This is a genomic window from Fibrella rubiginis, from assembly GCF_017353185.1.
GTDB lineage: Bacteria > Bacteroidota > Bacteroidia > Cytophagales > Spirosomataceae > Fibrella > Fibrella rubiginis.
This window is the reverse complement of the sequence record NZ_JAFMYV010000001.1, coordinates 128,120-148,154: the sequence shown is the minus strand read 5'-3', so window position 1 is coordinate 148,154 and position 20,035 is coordinate 128,120. Positions and strand designations below refer to the sequence as shown.

At 53.9% G+C, this 20,035-nt stretch carries 16 protein-coding genes; 5 read left to right on the top strand and 11 right to left on the bottom strand.

Annotation, left to right across the window (positions count from 1 at the left end; genetic code table 11):
* Nucleotides 1-110: 110 nt before the first annotated feature.
* Genes J2I47_RS00510 through J2I47_RS00500 form a run of 3 tightly spaced genes read left to right on the top strand, consistent with a single transcriptional unit; the run spans nucleotide 111 to nucleotide 2,207 of the window.
* Nucleotides 111-443 carry a PKD domain-containing protein gene (locus tag J2I47_RS00510; protein ID WP_207362588.1) on the top strand — a complete coding sequence of 111 codons (333 nt, stop codon included), beginning with the start codon at nucleotides 111-113 and terminating at the stop codon, nucleotides 441-443.
* A 17-nt stretch (nucleotides 444-460) separates the two neighbouring features.
* The gene (locus J2I47_RS00505) at nucleotides 461-1,300 is read left to right on the top strand and encodes a hypothetical protein (protein ID WP_207362587.1); all 840 of its coding nucleotides are present in this window, start codon (nucleotides 461-463) and stop codon (nucleotides 1,298-1,300) included.
* Between the two features lie 10 nt (nucleotides 1,301-1,310).
* A complete protein-coding gene (locus J2I47_RS00500; RefSeq protein WP_207362586.1) occupies nucleotides 1,311-2,207 on the top strand; it encodes a LamG-like jellyroll fold domain-containing protein in 897 nt (298 codons plus the stop codon).
* 96 nt (nucleotides 2,208-2,303) lie between these two features.
* On the opposite strand, the gene J2I47_RS00495 is transcribed toward J2I47_RS00500, so the two are convergent.
* The 9 genes from J2I47_RS00495 to J2I47_RS00455 all read right to left on the bottom strand — a co-directional run bounded on the left by J2I47_RS00495 (nucleotide 2,304) and on the right by J2I47_RS00455 (nucleotide 16,344).
* Complete coding sequence (locus J2I47_RS00495) at nucleotides 2,304-3,590, bottom strand: WG repeat-containing protein (protein WP_207362585.1); 1,287 nt, start codon at nucleotides 3,588-3,590, stop codon at nucleotides 2,304-2,306.
* A gap of 99 nt (nucleotides 3,591-3,689) precedes the next feature.
* Nucleotides 3,690-5,213, bottom strand: a complete 1,524-nt coding sequence (locus J2I47_RS00490; protein ID WP_207362584.1) for a hypothetical protein — start codon at nucleotides 5,211-5,213, stop codon at nucleotides 3,690-3,692.
* A gap of 143 nt (nucleotides 5,214-5,356) precedes the next feature.
* Nucleotides 5,357-9,025, bottom strand: coding sequence for a hypothetical protein (locus J2I47_RS00485; protein WP_207362583.1), 3,669 nt, complete (start codon nucleotides 9,023-9,025; stop codon nucleotides 5,357-5,359).
* Nucleotides 9,026-9,154: 129 nt separating this feature from the next.
* A complete protein-coding gene (locus tag J2I47_RS00480; protein ID WP_207362582.1) occupies nucleotides 9,155-10,660 on the bottom strand; it encodes a hypothetical protein in 1,506 nt (501 codons plus the stop codon).
* Nucleotides 10,661-10,760: 100 nt separating this feature from the next.
* Nucleotides 10,761-11,135, bottom strand: coding sequence for a hypothetical protein (locus J2I47_RS00475; protein ID WP_207362581.1), 375 nt, complete (start codon nucleotides 11,133-11,135; stop codon nucleotides 10,761-10,763).
* An 85-nt stretch (nucleotides 11,136-11,220) separates the two neighbouring features.
* A complete protein-coding gene (locus J2I47_RS00470) occupies nucleotides 11,221-12,483 on the bottom strand; it encodes a hypothetical protein (RefSeq protein ID WP_207362580.1) in 1,263 nt (420 codons plus the stop codon).
* Nucleotides 12,480-13,127 (bottom strand): hypothetical protein, encoded by a 648-nt coding sequence (locus tag J2I47_RS00465; protein WP_207362579.1) that lies wholly within the window; start codon nucleotides 13,125-13,127, stop codon nucleotides 12,480-12,482. Before J2I47_RS00465 ends, J2I47_RS00470 begins: the two co-directional genes overlap by 4 nt.
* Before the next feature lie 146 nt (nucleotides 13,128-13,273).
* Nucleotides 13,274-14,650 (bottom strand): efflux RND transporter periplasmic adaptor subunit, encoded by a 1,377-nt coding sequence (locus tag J2I47_RS00460; protein WP_207362578.1) that lies wholly within the window; start codon nucleotides 14,648-14,650, stop codon nucleotides 13,274-13,276.
* A 125-nt stretch (nucleotides 14,651-14,775) separates the two neighbouring features.
* Nucleotides 14,776-16,344 carry a TolC family protein gene (locus J2I47_RS00455; protein ID WP_229374187.1) on the bottom strand — a complete coding sequence of 523 codons (1,569 nt, stop codon included), beginning with the start codon at nucleotides 16,342-16,344 and terminating at the stop codon, nucleotides 14,776-14,778.
* A gap of 76 nt (nucleotides 16,345-16,420) precedes the next feature.
* Between J2I47_RS00455 and J2I47_RS00450 the strand changes: the two genes are divergently transcribed.
* Nucleotides 16,421-17,197, top strand: coding sequence for an aminotransferase class IV (locus J2I47_RS00450; RefSeq protein WP_207362576.1), 777 nt, complete (start codon nucleotides 16,421-16,423; stop codon nucleotides 17,195-17,197).
* Nucleotides 17,198-17,357: 160 nt separating this feature from the next.
* Here the strand turns inward: J2I47_RS00450 and J2I47_RS00445 are convergent, their stop codons facing one another.
* A complete protein-coding gene (locus J2I47_RS00445; RefSeq protein WP_207362575.1) occupies nucleotides 17,358-18,038 on the bottom strand; it encodes an ABC transporter ATP-binding protein in 681 nt (226 codons plus the stop codon).
* Nucleotides 18,039-18,074: 36 nt separating this feature from the next.
* Between J2I47_RS00445 and J2I47_RS00440 the strand changes: the two genes are divergently transcribed.
* Complete coding sequence (locus J2I47_RS00440) at nucleotides 18,075-18,542, top strand: hypothetical protein (RefSeq protein WP_207362574.1); 468 nt, start codon at nucleotides 18,075-18,077, stop codon at nucleotides 18,540-18,542.
* Nucleotides 18,543-18,670: 128 nt separating this feature from the next.
* Here J2I47_RS00440 and J2I47_RS00435 read toward each other — a convergent pair whose 3' ends face one another.
* Complete coding sequence (locus J2I47_RS00435) at nucleotides 18,671-19,762, bottom strand: DUF4097 family beta strand repeat-containing protein (RefSeq protein ID WP_207362573.1); 1,092 nt, start codon at nucleotides 19,760-19,762, stop codon at nucleotides 18,671-18,673.
* Nucleotides 19,763-20,035: the final 273 nt, after the last annotated feature.

The window sequence follows — 20,035 nt, the reverse complement described above, 5'->3', positions numbered from 1 at the left end:
AATTGCTAACGCGCTGGGCCATGTGTGAGCAATTTTACGCCATTGGCTCAAGTTGCGGTCCGTTTCTTTCCCCAAAAAGTGCGTATTTAGCCTTCTCTGCCTCCAACTGCATGAAGACCCTACTCCTATCCTGTATACTAACAGCCCTGCTGGGTTGTGAATCCTTTACGCTCGAACGCCGCAGTTTCGCCAACTGTATCCCGCCTTCAGCGACCATTGGAGCCACCATTACCCGCCTACAGGCCGATTTATTCCTCCAAAATCCCAGTGCCGACATCCGATCTGTTAGCTGGGATTTCGGCGACAGCCGGGCGTTGCCCCAGACCGGTGTGCGCACGGCTTATAGTTACGACAAAGCAGGTACCTACCTTATCAAGGCTACGCTGACCAATTCGTGTAGCCAAACCGCCCTTGCCACCCGGTCTATCACCGTTAACAACTAGCCATTCGCTTTTCCACCATGACGATCTCACTACCTACTTTTCGTGGCTGGCTTTTCCTGGCCTTTGTTGGCATTACCACCAGCGCGCTGGGACAGGGCCGCGTCAGCAACGTGCGGATGCGCGCCGCCAATCAGCAATCCATTGACATTTATTACGACCTGAAAAACGCCCAGCCCAGCGACTCAATCTACGTGCGGTTGCAACGCCGGTCGGGCATTTTGGTCAGGCCCAATGCCGCTAATGTGTCGGGGGCGATTGGCCAAAATCAGACCGACGGACGCGACAAAAAAGTAGTCTGGAACCTGCGGGAAAACAAGTTGCTGCTCCGCGAAGAAGTCCGGGCGGTTGTGTTGGTGAAACAGCTTGGTGCTGGTGCAGTTGAAACACCCAAACCCGAACCGCCCGCCGCCGAAGACAAGCCGTACGAAAGCGTGGCTACCCGACGGTACAACGGACCAGGATGGGCATTGCTGTCGGCGCTGGCACCGGGTATCGGCAATATTTTTGTGCAGAACCCAACACCCAAAGTGGGCTTTCGTCCGTTGGTAACAGTAGCGGCCTATGGGCTTCTAATCTATGGAGCCGGGCAGCAGGGCGAAGCCACGCAGGCCTATGACGCCTACAGTCGGTCGCCGTCTGAAACCGATGGGGAAGCCTATTACCAGCAAGCGAATTCGGCACATCAGCGGTACTACATCGCCACCCGCGCGGCAGGCCTGATCTGGCTCACCGACGTAACGCTGACGCTGCTTAAAGGCCTTCGCAATCAGCGGACCGCCCGAAAACAGCCCGCCATATCGCTCAATGTAAACTACCAGGCCAACACACCCGTGGCCTTGTTTCGCTACTCGTTTTAAGCTATTTCTTATGCGTTCATTCCTCCTGTTTCTTACCGTTTCCCTGGTTTCAATCACTACTTTTGGCCAGAAAGCCAACGTTGTCTCGGCAGCCAGCGACTGGACTACATTGGGTATTACGGCAACCGACACCGTGGCTACGGCAGTTGCGACCAAACCGGGCCGCAAAACCAAAGCGACTAAGGTAGCCCCTGCGCCGGTTGCCGAAGCAACCAAACCAACGGCCAAAACAGTGGCTGTGGCAACCAAAACGCCCACGCCGAAAGCAGAAGCCAGTCCTGTTGTAGCCAGCGACACCAAACCTGCAGCAACAAAAGCCACGGAGCCGACAAGGGAAAAGACCACCTCGTTTCTGGAAACCTTCGCCGACAACCATAACGGCTGGCTGGTGGGCAAACGTAACGGTTTTGTGCTGGAAGTAGCCAAAGACAGCTATTACATCCGTAAAGAAAAGCCCGCCCTGACCCGCCCCGGCCGCAGCTACATCAAGCTCCCCAACGACCTGAATCTGAACAAAGCCGATACGTTTACGGTAAGTGTGGAAATGGTTGTACCCGTTGGTTCACAGCCAGATGGCGGCTTGTTGATTGGCGTGAAAGACACGAACAACTACTGTCAGTTTCGGCTTATCGGCACCCAGAAAGTGTCGCTTTACACCCGCGTGAATGGCACGGCTATGGCTTCGTATATGCCCGGTAAGCCTACCAACGCCAAAGTGCCGATTGACCCCGTTCGCAACACGCTCACCATCCGCCGCACCGGCGACGACCTGCACTTTTATGTAAACGGCAAAGAAGTAGAAGACAGCCCTCACCCCTATCGAAACTTCAAGGGCAACAGCGTGGGCTTCATCTCCTTCACCGACGCCACTAAGTTTCAGTACCTCACGGTGCAAGTGGGAAAGTGATTTACGATGTACGAATTACGATGTACGATTTGTTGCTGACGCACGAATAGTCCTGCGTCAGCAACAAATCGTACATCGTAATTCGTACATCGTAAATCACTTCACTCTATCGCCAAACCGATCGATCTCGTAGCTGTGGCCATTGTTGGTCACGGTGGCGCGGCCGTTGTTGAAGACACTGATGTCGTCGTACTGGGGTTCGATAAACCACTTTCCGCTACGCCAGAGGCCCCATTGGCCGCCTTTTTTAGCCGCCCGTTCGCCATACTGGCCCACATCGTTGAGCAGTTCATCGTAGGGCTTATCAGCATTAGCACCAGTACCACGGGCGGCATCGGTCGAGGGTTGTGGTGCTGCCTGCGTACGGGCCAGTTTTGCGGCCTCTGCCGCCTGCCGCGCTTCTTTGGCTAAACGACGGCGACGTTCCTTGTTCGACTCGCGCCTGGGCGGTACCGAACTTGCAGACTCATCTACCTGAGCCGGTTTAGTTGCCTGCGTTTTCTGTTGATCCGCCTGATTACCCCGCTGACTGCGCACCAACACAACCACAAACCCAATGAGCCCCCCGGCAATGAGCAGGGCCATAAAAAAGTCGCGAAGCCCGGTCGACTTTTTCGCGGGGGGTACTGGCGCAGCGGGAACGGGTGCAGCGGGTGGTGCCTGAACAGCAACCGGGGCCGGTGGCGGCGACGTGGGCCGATCCCACCACGCCAGGTGCCGCCAGTCGGTGGAGGTGAGCTTGTCGCGGAGAGACTGGCCGGCGGGTTCGGTTTCAGCCGCGTAAAAGTTGGTCGACAAATACGTTTTCACGGCGTCGGCCAGCGCAGTTTCGTCGTAATCAATGGCCCGAAACAGGCCCCGGATAGCATTGGCAGGAATGTGTTCTTTGTAATCGTCCAGAATATCGCGGACTTTCTGCTGCATCCGCTCTGCTGACTCACCACTGGTGCTGGTCGGTGGTACTGGTGTTGGGGCTGGAGCAGCCAAAACTGGATCAGTTTTCGCACTGGCAGAAGACGTGGGAGCCGGCTCGGCGGCATCGGGCAATTGAGCCAGAATATGAGGGATCCATTGCTCCGTTATAAACGTCCGCGATAAACCCAGCCGGTCAGCATCCTGCGCAAAAAGGTCAATCTGAAGACCTGAGAGGTGTTTTTCATTATCAACCCCCGCTTTTCGGATTGCCGCCTGCAACTCCAGAATTTTGCTAAACCGTGTGTTGAGCGCCCGACTGACGTCCTCCACCAACCGGGGAAAATCGGTAATACCTAACTCGGTGGCCTCGGCAGGCAAGCCGGTACGGTTCCACTGCCAGTCGGCAATGTTGCCTTCGTGCAGCACCAGTTCATTCTTAATCCGTTCGCGTAAATCGTCCTGCGTCATTGAAAAGAAGTTCAATGTCTACTGTTCCATGTCCAAAGCAAAATTACTTTTTGACGTGGCTCCGAACATTGGACCCCGGACATTGAACCTTATACTCGCCTAAACAAATCCAATCCGGGCTTTTTCCGTGATCTGCCATTTATCACCTTGAAGCACCAGTTTGCCAGGAGCAATGGTTTGAATACGCGCCGTACCCGACTGGGTGTTAGGCTGGTTCTCATACAGACAGGCATCGCTCAGATACGAATATGGGTCGCTCATCGCTACCTGCTGTGCGTCGGGTGCATTGCTAACGTTGAACAGGGCTGTTTGGGGGCTGGTTAATTCCAGTTCATACACCGTACCTCGTTCTGCATGATCCAATAACCCACTGACACTGAAACCATTACCTAAGTCAGCCGTTCGGGCAAACAACCGGGTAGGTGCCGCGGGTGGAGCAGGGGGCGTTACTGGCGGTGGGACTACCGGTGTGGCGGCAACGGGCTGCGGAGCCTGAGAAACAGGCGCGGTGGGCGGGGGCGTCACAGACAAAGGTATGGATGCCGGGTTGGTTGTTCCTGCCATCGGCTCAGCTTCGCGCTGACTGGGTGGCGGCGTTACAGGCGGTGTTGGGCGCAGGGCCGACGGGCCCGCCATGCTTGCTCCAGGCTGGTTAGTAGCCTGGGCTGGTGGCTGTTGAGCAGGTGATGCGGACGTGTTGGGTACGTTACCGGGATTAACCGGGTTGTTACCCATAGGTCCGCCTGGTTGCGGCTGCCGCGGTTGGTTGGCCGAAGCCGCCGGGTTGATGCCCGGTTGCATGCGGTCGGCCGGGCGGTTGAGGTCGGCGGGGCGGTTTGGTTCTCCGGGACGTGAGGCCGTAGTCTGGCGTTTTTCTACCATCGTCAGCCGGTTCGACAGTTCAGACAACATCATGTTAAGCCGTCGGTTATCGTCTTGCAAACCAGCTAGTTGTGTTTCAAGGGCACTGGTATCAGCCTTAGCGCCTCCCTTGCCCGATTGCATCAATTGCCAGTAAAGATAGCCCACACCCATAAGGCTCAACACCGACAGCACCCACAGCGGCCATGTGCTACCCCCACCCGACGATGGAGCCGCTGTATCATTGGCGGGAGGCGTTTCCGAATCAGCTTCGTCAGTGGCACCTGCTTGCTCAGCCACTGCCTTTTCGGGGTTTTGTCCACCCGCTAGGGCCATCATTTTGGTTTGGTAAGCCGAAAACGATGCGAGTTTAGTCCGATGCTGCCGTTCGGACCCGCTCGTAATCCGGTTGATCACATACTTACGAAGGCTATCCAGTACGGCTCCTTCGCTGGTAAACGCGTCGGCGGCAAATTCGTCGTTGAGCTTCAGGCTATGCTTCTTGATGTCGTTGACCAGCACGTCGGCCTTTTTCAGGTTGTTGTCTTTGATGAACATCGACAAATCGGCATACGTGTTGCAGTCGGTGCAAACGGTTTTTTTGGCCGCCGGAAACGTCTTCTGATCAGTAGCCAGAAACTCCAGCGTGGCTTTGGTCATGCCGAGGGTACCTTTTTCAATGCCCGTTGGCTCCTGCGACGGTGTTTGAGCAGTGGCAGCCATAGCGATAACAGTCAGCAAAAGGGTGGTGATGGTTTTCATAAGGTTTAGAGGAAGGAAGTTCAATGTTTAAAGTCTAAGGTTTAAAGTTGCGGTCCCGCGTCCGGGCTGACGCGTCAGCAATTCACATGCGTCAGCCCGGACACGGGACCGCAACTTTAAACCTTAGACTTCAAACTCATTTTTCATCCGGCAATTTGCTTCGATAACTCGTAGAGCGCGTGCTTCAGCGGCAGGAAGAAGTACGTCTCCGAAACGGCTTGGTTCGGCTCCTGCTCCATCCCCATCCGGGCCAGCATATAGCTGTCGTACAGGGCACCGTTGCGCGTCACGTCTGAACCCAGCAGGAACGGCAAATACTGCTCTGGTGTCTGAATTTTGTGTTCGCTCAGGAAATAGGCAATGTCGCGGTCGGTTAGCGTCTTTTCCAGGAACAGCTTCACGTTGGTGAGCACTGAGTCGTGGAAGGCGCGGTCACCACTCACCTCGCCAATCTTGGTACGGCGGTATTCAAATGGCGCGTTAACCACCTTTTGCCCCGGCGCAACCGACGGACTGTGTACCGATTGCGAACCCCACGTAGTAATGGGCGCACCAAAACTAGTGTCCTGCTGTGCCTCAGCCGGAGCAGGCAACGCCTTTTGTTCCAACGGTGCATTGCCCCAGTAGCAGGCCGTCTGGCGGGTGTCGTACTTGGCTTTTTCCATTGGACTGGCGTTCTCAAACAGCACTGCGCCATTGGCCGTCGTCTCTTTTGGGTTCTCGCTCAGCACCACTTCGAAATCGCTCGGCACGGGCAGGGTCGAATACGCGTTGAACAGCATTTTGGTAAACTCGATCAGCCGCCGCGACGACCCCAGCATCTTCAGATACTGGCTCCCCCGACCCGTAAACGTCAGATAACGAGGCAAGGCTAACTCGTTCGCTTCGATGAGTTGCACCAAGTGGTACACAATGGCCGAGTAGTGCAAAAACAGTACGATCCGTAGCGCAGGCCGTCCGTCGACAATGGACTGGGTGAACTTATAATGGTCGTTGTTGCGGAACAGCAGGCTCACGATGTCTTCGGCGCTCAGATCATTATTGGCCAGGAACGTATCCAAGATCTGATCTTCTGGCGCCGGAGCCTGACTAAGCGTACGGCGATACTGCAAATAATTCAGGATGAAGCCGTTGTCTTTTTGGTGCGACGGGTGACCCTGCTGATTTAACCCACCACCCCAGATGTCGTAGCCCGCAAACCGGAATGAGGTGTTGAGGTAGCGGTTCTGCTGCTTCATAAACAGCATAATATCGGCCGTACCGCCCCCAATGTCCACGTTCACGGCATCTGCGAATGATTTTACGCCCTTCGTAACGAGGTAGAAATGCGGAGCCAGCGATTCGGGAACGGGCGTGGGGCGGAAGTACTGCGTGGTTTTGAACACCCGCCGAAACGCCTTCTCCCACTCCTCAACCAGTTTATCTTCTGTGTCGGCCTGCATACTCGTCGGAGCCAGCCACGTAATTTTGGTATCGGTTAAATTGCCCTGGTTGAGCAGGATTTTGTTGCGAATCAGGAGCAGCATTGCCTCGAAAAACGCCCGGACGCGGGGGCGGTTCATGGGGTCGCCAGGCTGATTTTCAAACAACCATTTCAGGTTCGTCACGTAACGGTTCACGCCCGTGCTGCCGTCTTCAAGGTCGATATTAAAGCCCAGGTTGATCTTGCTGAACAGGTTATCGCCCGCGTCGGCTGAACCCGTTTTCTCGTAAACCGTGGTTCTCAATGGGAACGTAAACGGCGAACCATACTCCTTACCAATGATAGCGGGCACAAATTCGCGACGGATAAACCGCTCCATTTCAGGCAGTTTACCATAACTCACCGGCAGCCGATAGCGCGCATACGGCGTCTGGGCCTCGTAGCCGTCGTAGGGTTTATTAAGGGCCACCATCTGCAGTTCGTCGTTGTCCAGATTGACCTTATCATCGCTGATCGACAGCGTTTTAGGCTCACTGTTTCCCATGTTACCGTCGCTGTAGGCCACGTGCGTATTGGACGTACCAAAGTCGATGGCGAAGGTAAACGGCTTGTAACCCCGTTCGCTGATGAGCGTGAATTTGGGTAGCACCAAACCACGATACGGCATGCCATTGCGCTGCAATTGTACCTCGATCAGGTCAAACGCCTGTGGCACTTTATAATAATACGAAGCCGCCTGCGTGGGTCCCGATTTGGGCGTACGGTGTTCCGGCGCAGCCACCACCAGCGGCTGGTTGTTTACTACCTGATCGAACTGGAAAAACCGCACCGACCGGCCCGCGTGGAAGTTCGCTTCGTCCTTACTGGCGTCGAGCAGCATCACCGTATACTCGTTCAGGGCCTGCAACTGAGGGTCGGGCAGGGTGATGCGATAGAACGGAAAGCAGGCCAGCCCCGCCCGGAACTCGAGCATGGTGTCGGGGTTGCCAAGATTATATTCTTTCCGGAACGTAACCGTGCGGCTGTTTTTAATCGGGATCGTCAGTGATGCAATCACAATGCGGTCCAGGCCCCGGTCTTCCGTGCGAAGGGTAAGCTGTTTGGGCAGATCTTCGAGCCGGAAGAAGTTGAAGTACTCTTTCCGTACGGGCAGTAGAAACTCCATGTCGCCGGGGGTGCCGGTGAAAAAACGCCCGCTGTTGAGCTTGTAGGGCATCTGTACCAGAAAATCCTCCAGAAAATCGTCGGTCGTCACAAACGGATATTTCACGTTGTCGACCCCCGGCAGGAACCGCTCCGACAGAAGAAAGCCACTGCCCAGATCACGCTGCCGCATAATGACGGTGTTGGCGTTCCAGACCGTATTTTTTACGTATCGTCCCGCTACGTCCATCCGCGATGCCAGGGCCAGCGGTTTGCGAACTCCCGTGGCCGTGCCGTTTTGCATTTCTCGGCTGTAAAAATCCACCGTCGGCTGCATCACGAAGTCCGAACTGTCTTCGATGTCATTCAGCACGTCGTCTTCCCGAACGCGATACAGCGGCACGCCGGGCAGCACCTGCAACACCGTCGTGCTTTCGCCCCGCACCTGAATGGGTTCAAAATTAGCCAGCGTCAACCCCGCCGACAGTGGCGGCACCAGTTGGCTGTCGAAGAACACACGGTAGAGGTATTCCTTGAAGCCGCCCGCAGGCAACATGTTGTTATACTGCTCATACCAGCGGCGCAGATAGGTTGTAAAACCCTCGTCGCGGCTGTGCAGAGGCATGTATTCGTTCTGAAACAGCACCCGGCCCGTACTGCTTTTGGGCGGATCTATAAACTTGTTCTGACGTTCCTGCTCCCAGTTGGGCGATGTGAACACCAGCGTCAGCGGCGTAGTGCCACCCAGCAGGGCGCCTTTGTAATAGATCATCGTGGTGGTCTGCACCGTCGCCAGTTCGTTCCGGAAATCAAGTTCCAGCGCCTTGGCCAGCACCTGATGCGGATGCCGTGCCGCGCCGCCCACAGCCGTACCCAGCTTACCCAGCCGCTCGGCTTTGTTCCAGAGCTTATAGGTCAGGTCGTCGGTGTTGCCCGCCTGAAACAGCAGTTCCAGCAGATCGAGCGTGTGCGACACCAGCACGTGGTACATGCTTAATTCGGCAGGCTGCAGGTTGTTTTTCACCATCCGAAACGCCGTGTCGAACAAATACAGCCGCGCAAACGGAGAGGGAATAGACGTTCCGGCTTTGGCAGCAGCCCCGGCGGCACCACCCGCCGCGCCCGTGAGCGTATCGGGAATATGTTCGATGCGGTTGCCCGTCAGGCCCGCCTGACTCCCCGTCCAGCCATTATGGTTCTGCTGACTAACGTTAGGGTCGGTATCAATGCGAAGGATATGAGGCATGAGAATGAGTTTAATGTCTGATGTCTAACGTTCAGCGTTTAAAGTCTAACGTCTAAAGTTGCTTCGCGCTCTTAGGTACTAGAACGCGAAGCAACTTTAGACGTTAGACTTTAAACGCTGAACTATCAATCAAGCGTCGGCCAACTGACGGTTGAGCGGACCGAGTTTTTCGAGGCATTTATCAGCTACGTCCATCAGGAGTTGCATGAAGCGGGGTTCCGGGGCGGGGTAGGCGGCTTTAAGGCTGTTTTCTCCTTTTCCCGCCACGTCCTGCAGAAACCCTTCGCTGATGCCCTTACTGAAGAACCCTGTTTCGATGCGCTTGGAGCGTATTAGTCCATTGAAATCGGCGTCGAGATCAAACGGCGCGAAACTCCGGTCGTTGGTGGCCAGTTCACGGACCCACGTTTTATAGGCATTAATAAAATTGTCGAGGGCAGTGTAGAACGTAGCCGTGCGCAATTGCTGTGGCAGGTTCAGATTTTTGGCAAAGGCTTCGCCAAGGTTGTTGGGTACAAAATCGGTGTAGAATTTGGCGGCGTAGGTAAACCGCACCAACGGTTCCAGCAGGTTGGTATACGTACTGTCGCCGAAGTGGGCAAGGTCGAGGCTGCGGTCATTGCGGCGCAGGCCATATTCGAGATAGCGTTTGTCGGTGCTGAAGTCTCCCGCCCCGCGCCGGGCAAAATCAAGCACCGATTCGGCCGCCAGCATCTCGACTACGTGAGCATTGTTGGCCTGCTTGGCGCCACCTTCCACGTTAGGATACAGCTTGCTACCAGGCCGGTCACCAATGTAGTAGAGCGCGTCGAGGTTGATCTGGCTCTGATAGTATGACAGTGCGGCCTTTGTTTTCGACAAAAACCGGTTCTGATCAATGGCGCTTTGGTTGTTTTCTTCCAGCGCAAAATAAGGCATCACCGTCACCGCACCCTTCTTGGCGTTGCGAATGGGCACTTTCTGACTCGGATGCTGCAACAGCTTGATCAACTGCGGGAACCCCGCCGACCCCGTTCCACCGAAGATGGAACTGATCACAAAAATCCGGTCGGTCTGATCATTGAAGGCACTCGTGAAGTATCTGTACACCGGCGAATCTTCCAGCGCGTTGAACACCACCGAACCAATATTTGGGTTGCCCTTGAACCCTACCGAGAGGTTCAGCTTCAACTCAGCGTTGGTCGGCTTCGCCGAATTGTCGTAGAGTAATTTCAGGAATTCACGGTCAACGTCTTCAAGGCTGCTCACCTGCAAAAACTCTTCGAACGTGCCCTGATGGTCGGTTAATTTGGGCAAAATAGAATCACCAATCTGCTGCTGAGAACCTTCGCCCGGGGTTTGCAACGACCCTAGCGGTTGCAGGGCCGTACTGAAAAATGGCCGCGCTGCCGTGACTACGCCAGTGGTTTTCCCGTCGACTTTAGGTCCATTGGGGTAGCCTGTTTGCCGGATGCTGCGATAGAGGTCAACCAGCCGCAATGCCCGTTCGGTGTCGCCGTTCTGCATGTCCATGTCCAGCAGAATCGGAATAATCGTCAGATCAGCGGGCACATTAGCGCCGCTTGCCAGCAGCATGGTCAGCGAGCGCAACACCCGCGCCCCCGTACCGCCAATACCAAAGAGAAAGAGTTTCATAAAAGATTTTGGATTTTGGATTTGGGATTGCGGATTGCGGATTTTGGATTACTACACTGTTCTCTTATCCAAAATCCGCAATCCGCAATCCCAAATCCATTTAAAAAGGCGTTCTTTTAGCGAAAATAGACACGTTCTTTAACGCCAGTGAAAAGAGAAAAAATAAGACTACGGCCAGCAATGCATTTACACCACCAAAACTGGTCATGTACGAGTCCATATCATCAGCACCGGTGCGGTCTTTAGCATAATACGTTGCGTAGAAAAATCCGAATACAGCCATGACAATCAGCGTAATAACCCAATGGCTGGTGCGATGAAAAACAGCTTTCCATCGCCCTAAGCCTGCGTAAAAAATTGCGGCTAATACCAGCGCAACCAACGTAGTGGTGGTGCCAACGGGCGCAAATATTTCGTCAACGTAAATAGGGTCATTATTCTGACCAAGGAAGAGTTCGTAAATGGATTGGAACATAGAAGGGAATGATGAATGATGAATGATGAGTTTGCTTACGCTAGAGTAACTGGCTGACGTAAGCAAACTCATCGTTTATCATTCATCACTTTTTTAATTGAATAGTCAAGTTAGCAAACTCATTGCCGCCGGTTTGGTAGGCTTCGCGGACGCCGGTCATGAGGTGTTCCAGGGCAAAGGTCTTGTTCTTGCGACCTGCCTCTGTCCGGTCGTCCATTGTCGACCAGGTGGTGTACCAGGTATCAAAACGGACGGGCAGTTTCAGGGTCAGCATGGCAGCATCGGCAAATAAGTTATCAACGCGGAAGGTGAGCACATGCGTATTTTGGCTCAGCAATTTTTGTTCGCGGTCACTCATGCGGTCGGTCTTCACGGCGTCTTTTCGCTGCACGCTCACCAGTTTCACAGCCCCGTTGTCGGCAGTGGCGGCAAGGTTACTCTTTAAATAGGCTTCTGCCTGCGCGTAGTCGGGCAAACCGCTCATGTTCAGACCAATAGCAAATTCAACGGGTTGTGCTTTGCGGCCCATCCTGATGTTGGTTACGTTGTTGTGGTCGGCCCGCCAGTCGCCTTTTTTGTTTAGGGCGAAAAACAGGTCGTACCGGTTCAGCGCACCGGCCGCACCAAAGTCAAGCCGTTTGATGGGGGGCGTAGTTAAGCCATCAATCAGTTGTTGCACAAACGGACCCACCAGCTTTTGTTTGCCAATAACCCAGATGTAGAACGGCCGCTGTTCGCCCGCCAGCTTCTGTTTTTGGTTTTGGTAGGTGTAGTAAGTACCGTTGAAAGGTGAGGTATAGGCCAGCACTGTAGCGCCGATACCCTGCTTGCTAAAGGAGGCAAACTGGTCGTAAATATTGTTTTTTAACGTGCTGGACGCATCACTGCGGTTCACCTCCGGGTTGCTCTTGATGTCGGCATCGGGAAACGACAGGATGCAGTCAGACACGAAAATGGCGAGGTCATTGCCCGTAGCCTTACTACCCACCTGCTTAAAGATTTGGTGCATCTCCGAGCTTTTGCCCGTAGCCAGCGGTGTGGTAGCCAGTTGGGCCACAAACGAGTTTACGCCACCTGTTACTGGTTGTGGGGCTTTTCCCGAAATGGTATAGAGTGACGTAGGCCTGATCTGGTTCGCTTTCGTGACCACATCGGCCACCACGTCTTTAAACGTGGTGCCTCCCTTCAGGTAACCACCCATACTGGCCGACGTTTCCAGAAAGAAATGGACAGTCCCTACCGACTCTGTTTTAGCAGGGGCGGCGACTTCTTTTTTATCGCGCTTTTTGCCGCCACCACAGGCCGAAAACAGCAGGAAAAGGGCCATCAGGCATACAGAATATCTCATCTATGGTGTTTTTGTTTGGGGCGGAAAGGTAGTACGTAAACGGCGAATCCGAGTGCTAACAGCCCCCAGCCATAAGCCGAGGCCGCCTGATCGGCCTCGAACCCACGAAACGACATCGAGATGTAGGCAATCAGCGAACTGATGGCTACCAGCCAGTAGGTACGCCGGACATTTTTGCGGGGCGACAAGGCAAAAAAATGCACCATCATAATTACCAGCCCTACCGCCGACAGCACGCCAAACAGCGATTCGGTCAGTTTGGGGCCGGGCGTAGTATAGAAATTGCCCGTTTCACCACCTGCACCCAGCAAACAAAACAGCGTGAGCAGAGCCAGTACAAAACCGGCAATGTTACCCAATGCCGATGGTTTCCGCGGGACGGTATCATGAAACTGCCCCGGATGGTCAACAGGCACGGCTTCGACGAACTCAACGTCGGGCTCGTTAGCATCGTTACCTGCGTCTGTGGCGTAGGTAGCCACGCTGGTACGCAGGGTCACACGTTGCCCTGGCGTAATGTGGCCAACGTTTATGACCTCGTCGTCGCGAAAATAATGGAGTTGACCAGGCGTGGGCGTATCAGTTTCGGCGCGGAGTACACCGCAACGCGTCAGTGGGTCGTAATGAATGACGGTACCCTGCATTAGGCAGCAATTGATTATTGATCTGTATTGCTAACGAAGCGTTCCCGAAACTGTTTTATGAAGGAGAAGCAAGAGATGGGAGGCAAGATGCAAGAGACAAGCTGTAGGGCCCCTTCTCTTGCCTCTTACCTCTCATCTCTTGCTTCTCACTCCTTTTTCTTGTTTGGATCGCGCTTGGTAACCAGGTCACCGGGCTTCAATTTCTGCGAAACAACCAGGAAAGGACCAGAAATGACCTGATCACCCGCCTTCAGACCCGATACGATCTGGATATTTTCAAAATCACTGATACCCGTTTTTACTTCACGCTGCACAGCTTTGCCCTTTTCAGCCACAAACACGATCTCGCGAACGGCCTTTTTCGGGGCTGCAACGACTTGGTCAGTAGGGGCATTGTTATCTGTTTTAGACGCATCTTTTTGTGCCTGCGTACTATCACTCCGGGTTGTTACGGCGGCGATAGGCACCGACAACACGGCCGGACGGCGATCGGTGATGATTTCGACAGAGGCAGTCATTCCCGGCTTAAACGGAAATCCACGGCCGCCCAACTTAGCCGACAGGTCGGTATACGAGCTGTTCAGAATCTTGATTTTTACTTCAAATTCCGTCACCACATCCGACGATGCTGCCACGCCGGCGGCGTTTGTGAGGCCGTTGGCGGTGTTGGCTACCTCGGTCACGATACCCTTGAACTTGCGGCCTGCCGTGGTGTAGGAGTCTACTTCAATATCGGCAGTGTCGCCAAGACTGACGCGCACAATGTCGTTTTCGTTGACATTCACCCGCACCTCCATGTTGTTGAGGTTCGCCAGGCGCATGATCTCTGTACCCGCCATCTGCGACGTACCCACCACGCGCTCGCCCTGCTCCACGTTGAGTTTAGACACCGTGCCATTAACAGGCGAGTAGATGGTGGTTTTGCGCAGGTTCTCTCTGGCATCGCGGAGGCTGGCTTCGGCGCTTTGGATGCTGTACTGAGCGGCCCGAACATTGGCTTTCTGGGCTTCGATATCCTGTTTGGCGACGTTGTAATTGGCCTCGACGGTTTCAAAATCAGCCTGCGAAATCACCTTGTCGGCCAGCAGTTTGCGGCTCCGTTCGTAGTCGGCTTTGGTGCGAATCAGCCGCGCTTCGGCCTGTAATACGCCCGCTTTGCTCTGCTCTAGCTGGGCTTTGCTCTGATTAACGGTGGCCTGCGCCCGCGCCGAAAACGATTCGTAATTGTCAGGACGGATGCGGCACAACAGTTGCCCCGCCTTCACAGGATCGCCCTCTTTTACGTACATGGCAATAATCTCACCCGACACGTCGGGGCTGATTTTCACCTCTACTTCGGGCTGCACCCGACCCGACGCGCTCACCCGCTCCACAATGTCGGTGCGTTGCGCCACGGCAAAATCGACTTCGGTCATGGGTGGTTTCCCAATCAGGCCCGCCTGTTTGGCCGCCACCAGTCCCACAATTAGTACCACCGCCAATGCGGCCAGTACCCACCAAACCCGATTTGACTTTTTCTTCATAAATCAATGAGCGAATGAATGATTGAGCGAATGAGCGAATAGCTTGGAACGCTTCGCGCCTGTCTAAAAAATACGCTGCGCAAAGCGCTCCAAGCTATTCGCTCATTCGCTCAATCATTCATTCACTAATTAAATGTAAGTGGCTTGTTCTGGTAAAAATCTAAAATCTTGACGCGGAATACGTAGTCATATTTGGCCTGTACCAGCTGCCCGCGGGCAATGTCATAGCGGTTTTTGGCAATGTTATAATCCGTGGCGTTAATAGACCCGGCGTTGTAGCGACTCTCGGCCGCGCGAAAGGCCCGTTCCAATGAAATTACGGATGCTTCCGTAGCCTGATACCGGTTCGACGAAGCCAGCAGGCTTGTGTAGGCCGTTTCTATTTGCTGCCGTAGCTGCAGGCGCGTATTGTCGGCGTTGAGTTGCGCGTTACGCTGCTGAATCGTAGCGTTGGTGATGTTGGTCCGCGCCAGGCGCTGGCCAAAAATTGGGATATTTAGGTTCAATGAGATTCCTTGACTGATGTTGTTGTTCAGCTGTTCTAGAAACGTGTATTCGGAGCGAACAAACCCTGTTGACGTTGTAGAAACAGGAACAGATGCGTTCCCAACGTTGATTGTACCGATCTCAGTCGTGACAATGGTGCCCGTAGGGGTTATTTTCGGATTCCCATTTGATGAATAGATCGTGTTCACACTGCCACTCAATGAAAGGCGAGGATACAAGCCAGCACGAGCTACTTCAATACTCCGACGGGCAGCCTCTACGCGCAAGTCGGCTCCGAGCAGTTGTGGTTGCGTTTGCTTTGCTACATTGTATACCTCTGACGCAGGGAGTTCGTAGGCTTCAATCCGTGGATCGGGCAGGTTGATAAACTCCACCTCAAACGGCTGTCCGGCGGGCAGGTTCATAGCCTGTAGGAGAGCCAGTTTAGCCAGGTCTACGGTGTTCTGATTGTTTACTACCGTCAGTTGATCATTAGCGAGTGTCGCCCGGATTTCAAAGAGATTTGCCTCTGGGGCAGCACCCGCGTTTACCAATTTCTGCGTCCGGTCAACCTGAGCCTGCGACGTCTCCACCTGTCGCCTGGCAATAGCCAGTTGCTCAGCTCCGGTCAATACGTTGAGATACTGCTGAATTACGTTGAGAGCAACATTGTTCTGCGTTGCAGCTAGTTCTTTCTCCGTCGCTTGCCTGATCAGCTTGTTTTGCCTGATTGTGTTTTTCAACTGATAGCCTTGAAAGATGGGGACTGTTGCGTTCAGTTGTACGTTATTTGATCCGATAGTCCTGTTAACAAACTGATAAGTAACGGGATCTACGTTATATCCTGAGCTGATATTTTGCGACACAAAGGCGTTAACTGATGGCAGTTGGTTGAACCGTGACTGCCGCAGTTGCAACTCGCTGCTTTCCACCTGCAACTGCCCCTGCTGAATGGTGATGTTGTTCTTCAGCGCAATGTCGATGCACTGCTGCAGGCCCAGCACCTGCACAGCGTTGGCCTGGGTATTAGTGGCGCTGCCCGCCGTAGCCGACACTGCTGTGGCTGAGCCGCCGGGCGTAATGGCCGAAGGAGCTGAACCAAGCGTTTGCGCCAGACATGCCAGATTGGTTGTCGGCAATGTGCCGATAGTGAGGGTCAGCCCGATGGCCAGCAGAAACCGCGTAAAGGGCATTTGGTAGATAGTCATACGTATTTGTGGGGTCAATGTTACATGCTTACATTCGCCATGACCACCGTTTTGGGATAAACGGTGGAAAAGCGCCATGAATCTGGTTTATAATTCGGATGTGCTCTCCGTCGCCTCGTTCGGCGTTCAGAGTACTAATCGGGCCTTTCAATACGGCGACGGTTTGTTCGAGACCATCCGCTACGAGGGTGGTAAGCTCTGGTTTTGGCCCGACCATGTCGACCGCCTCACGCGGGGGATGGCGGCCCTGCAACTGGCCCCTGCCGTGCCCTTCAATACGGATGAACTCCGGGCGACGTTACTGGATCTGGTGCAGCAAAACGGTCTTGCCAATGGCCCGGCGCGACTTAAACTGCAGGTATGGCGGCAACCCGGAGGCCTCTATACACCCACCACCCACACCGCCGACTGGCTTCTGACCGCCCAACCCACCGAACCCTTTGGCATTACCAGCAAAGCCCGCCTGGGTATCTTCCGCGACGTCCGGCTGTCGCCCTCTTCAATCTCGCCTTTTAAGACGCTCAATGCCCTACCCTATGTGCTGGCGGGCCTTTTCCGACAGCAGCACCACTACGATGAGGCACTGCTGCTCGATACCCACGGCCACATTGCCGAGTGCGTAGCCTCCAGCATTTTTTGGGTAAAAGCCCATCAGCTATTCACCCCTTCCCTTGAAACAGGATGTATCGACGGCATTGTACGGCGGCAAATCATGCGCAATCACCCAGTGCAGGAGGGCCTGTTTCTGCCCGAGGTCCTGGCCGATGCCGACGCCGTTTTCTGCGCCAACGTCAACGGCATCCAGGCATTGCTGGATACGCCGATTGAAGCGGTGAGGCAGTTTTCAGTTTAGAGTTATCAGTTGCTTCGCGCTGTAGGCTTCGCGCTCTAGGCCCTTCGACAAGCTCAGGGTGACAGGGCAATTAAATCAACTCAAGATGATTACTCTTATAACCTGTCACCCTGAGCTTGTCGAAGGGCCTAGAACGCGAAGCAACAGCAAACAGTAAACTTCAGACTGATAACTTCTCCGGCACCAGCCAACCATCTTTGAGGCGCACGATGCGATTACCATACTCTGCGTTGACTTCTGAGTGGGTTACCTGCACGATAGTGACGCCGTCTTTCTGGTTTAGTTCGCGGAAAAGGGCCATAATCTCGGCGGCTTGTTCTGAGTGCAGGTTGCCCGTGGGCTCATCGGCGAAGATGACCTTAGGTTGCGCCACGATGGCCCGCGCCACCCCCACCAGTTGCTGCTGCCCCCCCGACAACTGACTGGGAAACAGGTCTTTTTTAGCTACAATGTTGAACCGATCCAGCACGTCGGCCACGCGGCTTTTGCGTTCAGCGCCCGACACCCCTTTGTAGAGCAGTGGGGTTTCAATGTTTTCATACACCGTCAGTTCGTCGATGAGGTGATAGGCCTGGAACACAAACCCGATGTGGCTCCGGTGTAGTTCAGTGCGCTTTTTCTCCGACAGCTTCTGCACGGGTTCGTCCAGAAAGCGGTATTCGCCCTCCGAGGGTTCTTCCAGCATACCCAAAATGTGGAGCAGCGTACTCTTGCCCGAACCGCTGGGGCCCATGATGGAAACAAACTCGCCCTGGTCGATGGTCAGGTTAATATTCCGCAACACGTAGGTACGGCCAAACCCGGCGGGGTAGTGCTTGGCCACGTTGATTAGCTCGATCATAATCGGTTATATTTGACAAGGTTGACTGCTAAATTTATGTACCATCCCTATTTCGACGGCCCGCTGCTTTTGCACGACGACGTGGGCACTTATGACCGGGTGCGGTACCACCCCCGCGTCCATCAGCGGATTATTGCCAAACTAATGGCGGGTTTGGGTCATATGCATTTTCAGGAAAAAACATTGGCCCTGGAGCCACTACCCGAAACGATGGTTGACGAAGGTGGGGCTAGTCCAACGCCAGATCTCATTTTGGCCAATAATGATAACGATACCATACCCATTATCATCGAGGTTAGCCATAGGGCTGGATTAAAACAGGATATGCGCAAAATAATTAAGTTGATTGATGAAGACCTGTATGGCATTCTGGATGGCTTCATTTATGATTACAAAACTCAAATCTGGTATCACTATCAAGTGGTCAACGGTGGTTTACTACAAGAGACATCGGTTTCTGAACAGTTAGGGCTTGACCTGAACAAATTCCTGCAAACCGAGTAATCTCCCTACAAACATACCTAGTCAATCGGTGTGCCACGGCACAAAAAAGCCCCAAATCGTGTGATTTGGGGCTTTTTTGTAATCGCCTCGTCCGTAATCGGACAGCTGCCGTTCGCGGGCGGACACGCTTATTGCTGGTTGATAGACACGCTGCCCGCCGTGGCCGACAGGACAACCGGGATGCCGCCGCCGTTGGTTTTACCTACAATCCGGTCACGCTCTGCCGAACCGCTAAAGTTGCTCAGCGGTGCACTCACGCGGCTGCCGCTCAGGTCCAGGCTCATGCCTTTGTCCATGGGCATCTGTACCCGTACACTCCCCGCTGAGGTTTCCAGCTTCACGTATTTATCTACGCGGGTGAAGTTCACTTCCACGCTACCGGCACTGGTTTCGGCGTCGATGCTGCCCGCCATGTCGCGGATACGGATACCCCCACCCGACGTGCCCGCTTTCAGTTCCCCGTCGATCCGGTCGCCGGTAATGCTACCCCCCGACGTTTCCACGTTGATTATGCCGTTGAGATTACTGATTCGGATGCCCCCGCCAGAGGTATGCATTTTCAGGTTGCCACTGGAGTTGCTGGCGTCAATGCTCCCCCCCGACGTTTCAACGACCACGCGGTCGCGGCATTCAGTTAGTTTAATGCCCCCACCCGAGGTGTTTCCTTCGATGTCGCCTTTCAGATCAGTCAGGTTGATACCACCGCCCGACGTCTCGAACCGTTGCTTGCCCGTCAGGTGGCTCATCTTGATACCACCCCCCGACGTACTGATGTTGGTGGACATATTGCGGGGCGTAGTGAATTTGAAACTGATACTTAATCCTCTTTTCCAGTTCCACCCAAATGAGCTACGCTGCTTGGCAATAGCTACCACCGTATTACCCTCCTGCCGAATCGATACTTCGTAATCTTTTAAACGTTCTTCAATTTCATCCTTGCTGAGGCTACCATTACCATTGTTGCCGCGAATGAACATCTCAACTTTCACACCATTGCCCGAACCGCCTTCTACGGTTAGCCCACCGCCCGACGTCTGAGCGCGCACCAAATTGATGTTTGTAAACGATAACGTTTTGTAGGGCGTGTCGTCATTGTCATCTACCAACGCCGCCTGAACCGTAGTAGCTGTTTCCGGATTGGCTGCTGGAGCACCCGTAGCCAGTGTCTGACCAACAACCAATAGAACGGGTATAAATTGGGTAACGAATGCAGTATTCATAAGCAGGGCGGTTATGTGTGTATTATCAATAAAGATGCAGAAGCATTAGGCATAGTTGCACGAATATCTGTCCAGCAGTCAAAATACCTGCATCAATATAAAGGCCACGTAGTCATCATGCTGACAATCAACAGCCTATCTATAATTTTCGTGTACGATTTCGGACATCTATGTTCGGCTTTGGACAGTAATGAATTGCATATCGGTCAACATTAAAATACAGATGAGCCAAATGAATCGACCGCAGCTTCTACCCAGCTATACTTAAAAATA

Bases quoted from the DNA above. Each gene is read 5' to 3' on its own strand.
- J2I47_RS00485 (WP_207362583.1), bottom strand. From the start codon at position 9,025: ATGCCTCATATCCTTCGCATTGATACCGACCCTAACGTTAGTCAGCAG.
- J2I47_RS00435 (WP_207362573.1), bottom strand. From the start codon at position 19,762: ATGAATACTGCATTCGTTACCCAATTTATACCCGTTCTATTGGTTGTT.
- J2I47_RS00440 (WP_207362574.1), top strand. From the start codon at position 18,075: ATGTACCATCCCTATTTCGACGGCCCGCTGCTTTTGCACGACGACGTG.
- J2I47_RS00445 (WP_207362575.1), bottom strand. From the start codon at position 18,038: ATGATCGAGCTAATCAACGTGGCCAAGCACTACCCCGCCGGGTTTGGC.
- J2I47_RS00470 (WP_207362580.1), bottom strand. From the start codon at position 12,483: ATGAGATATTCTGTATGCCTGATGGCCCTTTTCCTGCTGTTTTCGGCC.
- J2I47_RS00480 (WP_207362582.1), bottom strand. From the start codon at position 10,660: ATGAAACTCTTTCTCTTTGGTATTGGCGGTACGGGGGCGCGGGTGTTG.
- J2I47_RS00490 (WP_207362584.1), bottom strand. From the start codon at position 5,213: ATGAAAACCATCACCACCCTTTTGCTGACTGTTATCGCTATGGCTGCC.
- J2I47_RS00450 (WP_207362576.1), top strand. From the start codon at position 16,421: ATGAATCTGGTTTATAATTCGGATGTGCTCTCCGTCGCCTCGTTCGGC.
- J2I47_RS00475 (WP_207362581.1), bottom strand. From the start codon at position 11,135: ATGTTCCAATCCATTTACGAACTCTTCCTTGGTCAGAATAATGACCCT.
- J2I47_RS00495 (WP_207362585.1), bottom strand. From the start codon at position 3,590: ATGACGCAGGACGATTTACGCGAACGGATTAAGAATGAACTGGTGCTG.
- J2I47_RS00510 (WP_207362588.1), top strand. From the start codon at position 111: ATGAAGACCCTACTCCTATCCTGTATACTAACAGCCCTGCTGGGTTGT.
- J2I47_RS00460 (WP_207362578.1), bottom strand. From the start codon at position 14,650: ATGAAGAAAAAGTCAAATCGGGTTTGGTGGGTACTGGCCGCATTGGCG.
- J2I47_RS00455 (WP_229374187.1), bottom strand. From the start codon at position 16,344: ATGACTATCTACCAAATGCCCTTTACGCGGTTTCTGCTGGCCATCGGG.
- J2I47_RS00500 (WP_207362586.1), top strand. From the start codon at position 1,311: ATGCGTTCATTCCTCCTGTTTCTTACCGTTTCCCTGGTTTCAATCACT.
- J2I47_RS00465 (WP_207362579.1), bottom strand. From the start codon at position 13,127: ATGCAGGGTACCGTCATTCATTACGACCCACTGACGCGTTGCGGTGTA.
- J2I47_RS00505 (WP_207362587.1), top strand. From the start codon at position 461: ATGACGATCTCACTACCTACTTTTCGTGGCTGGCTTTTCCTGGCCTTT.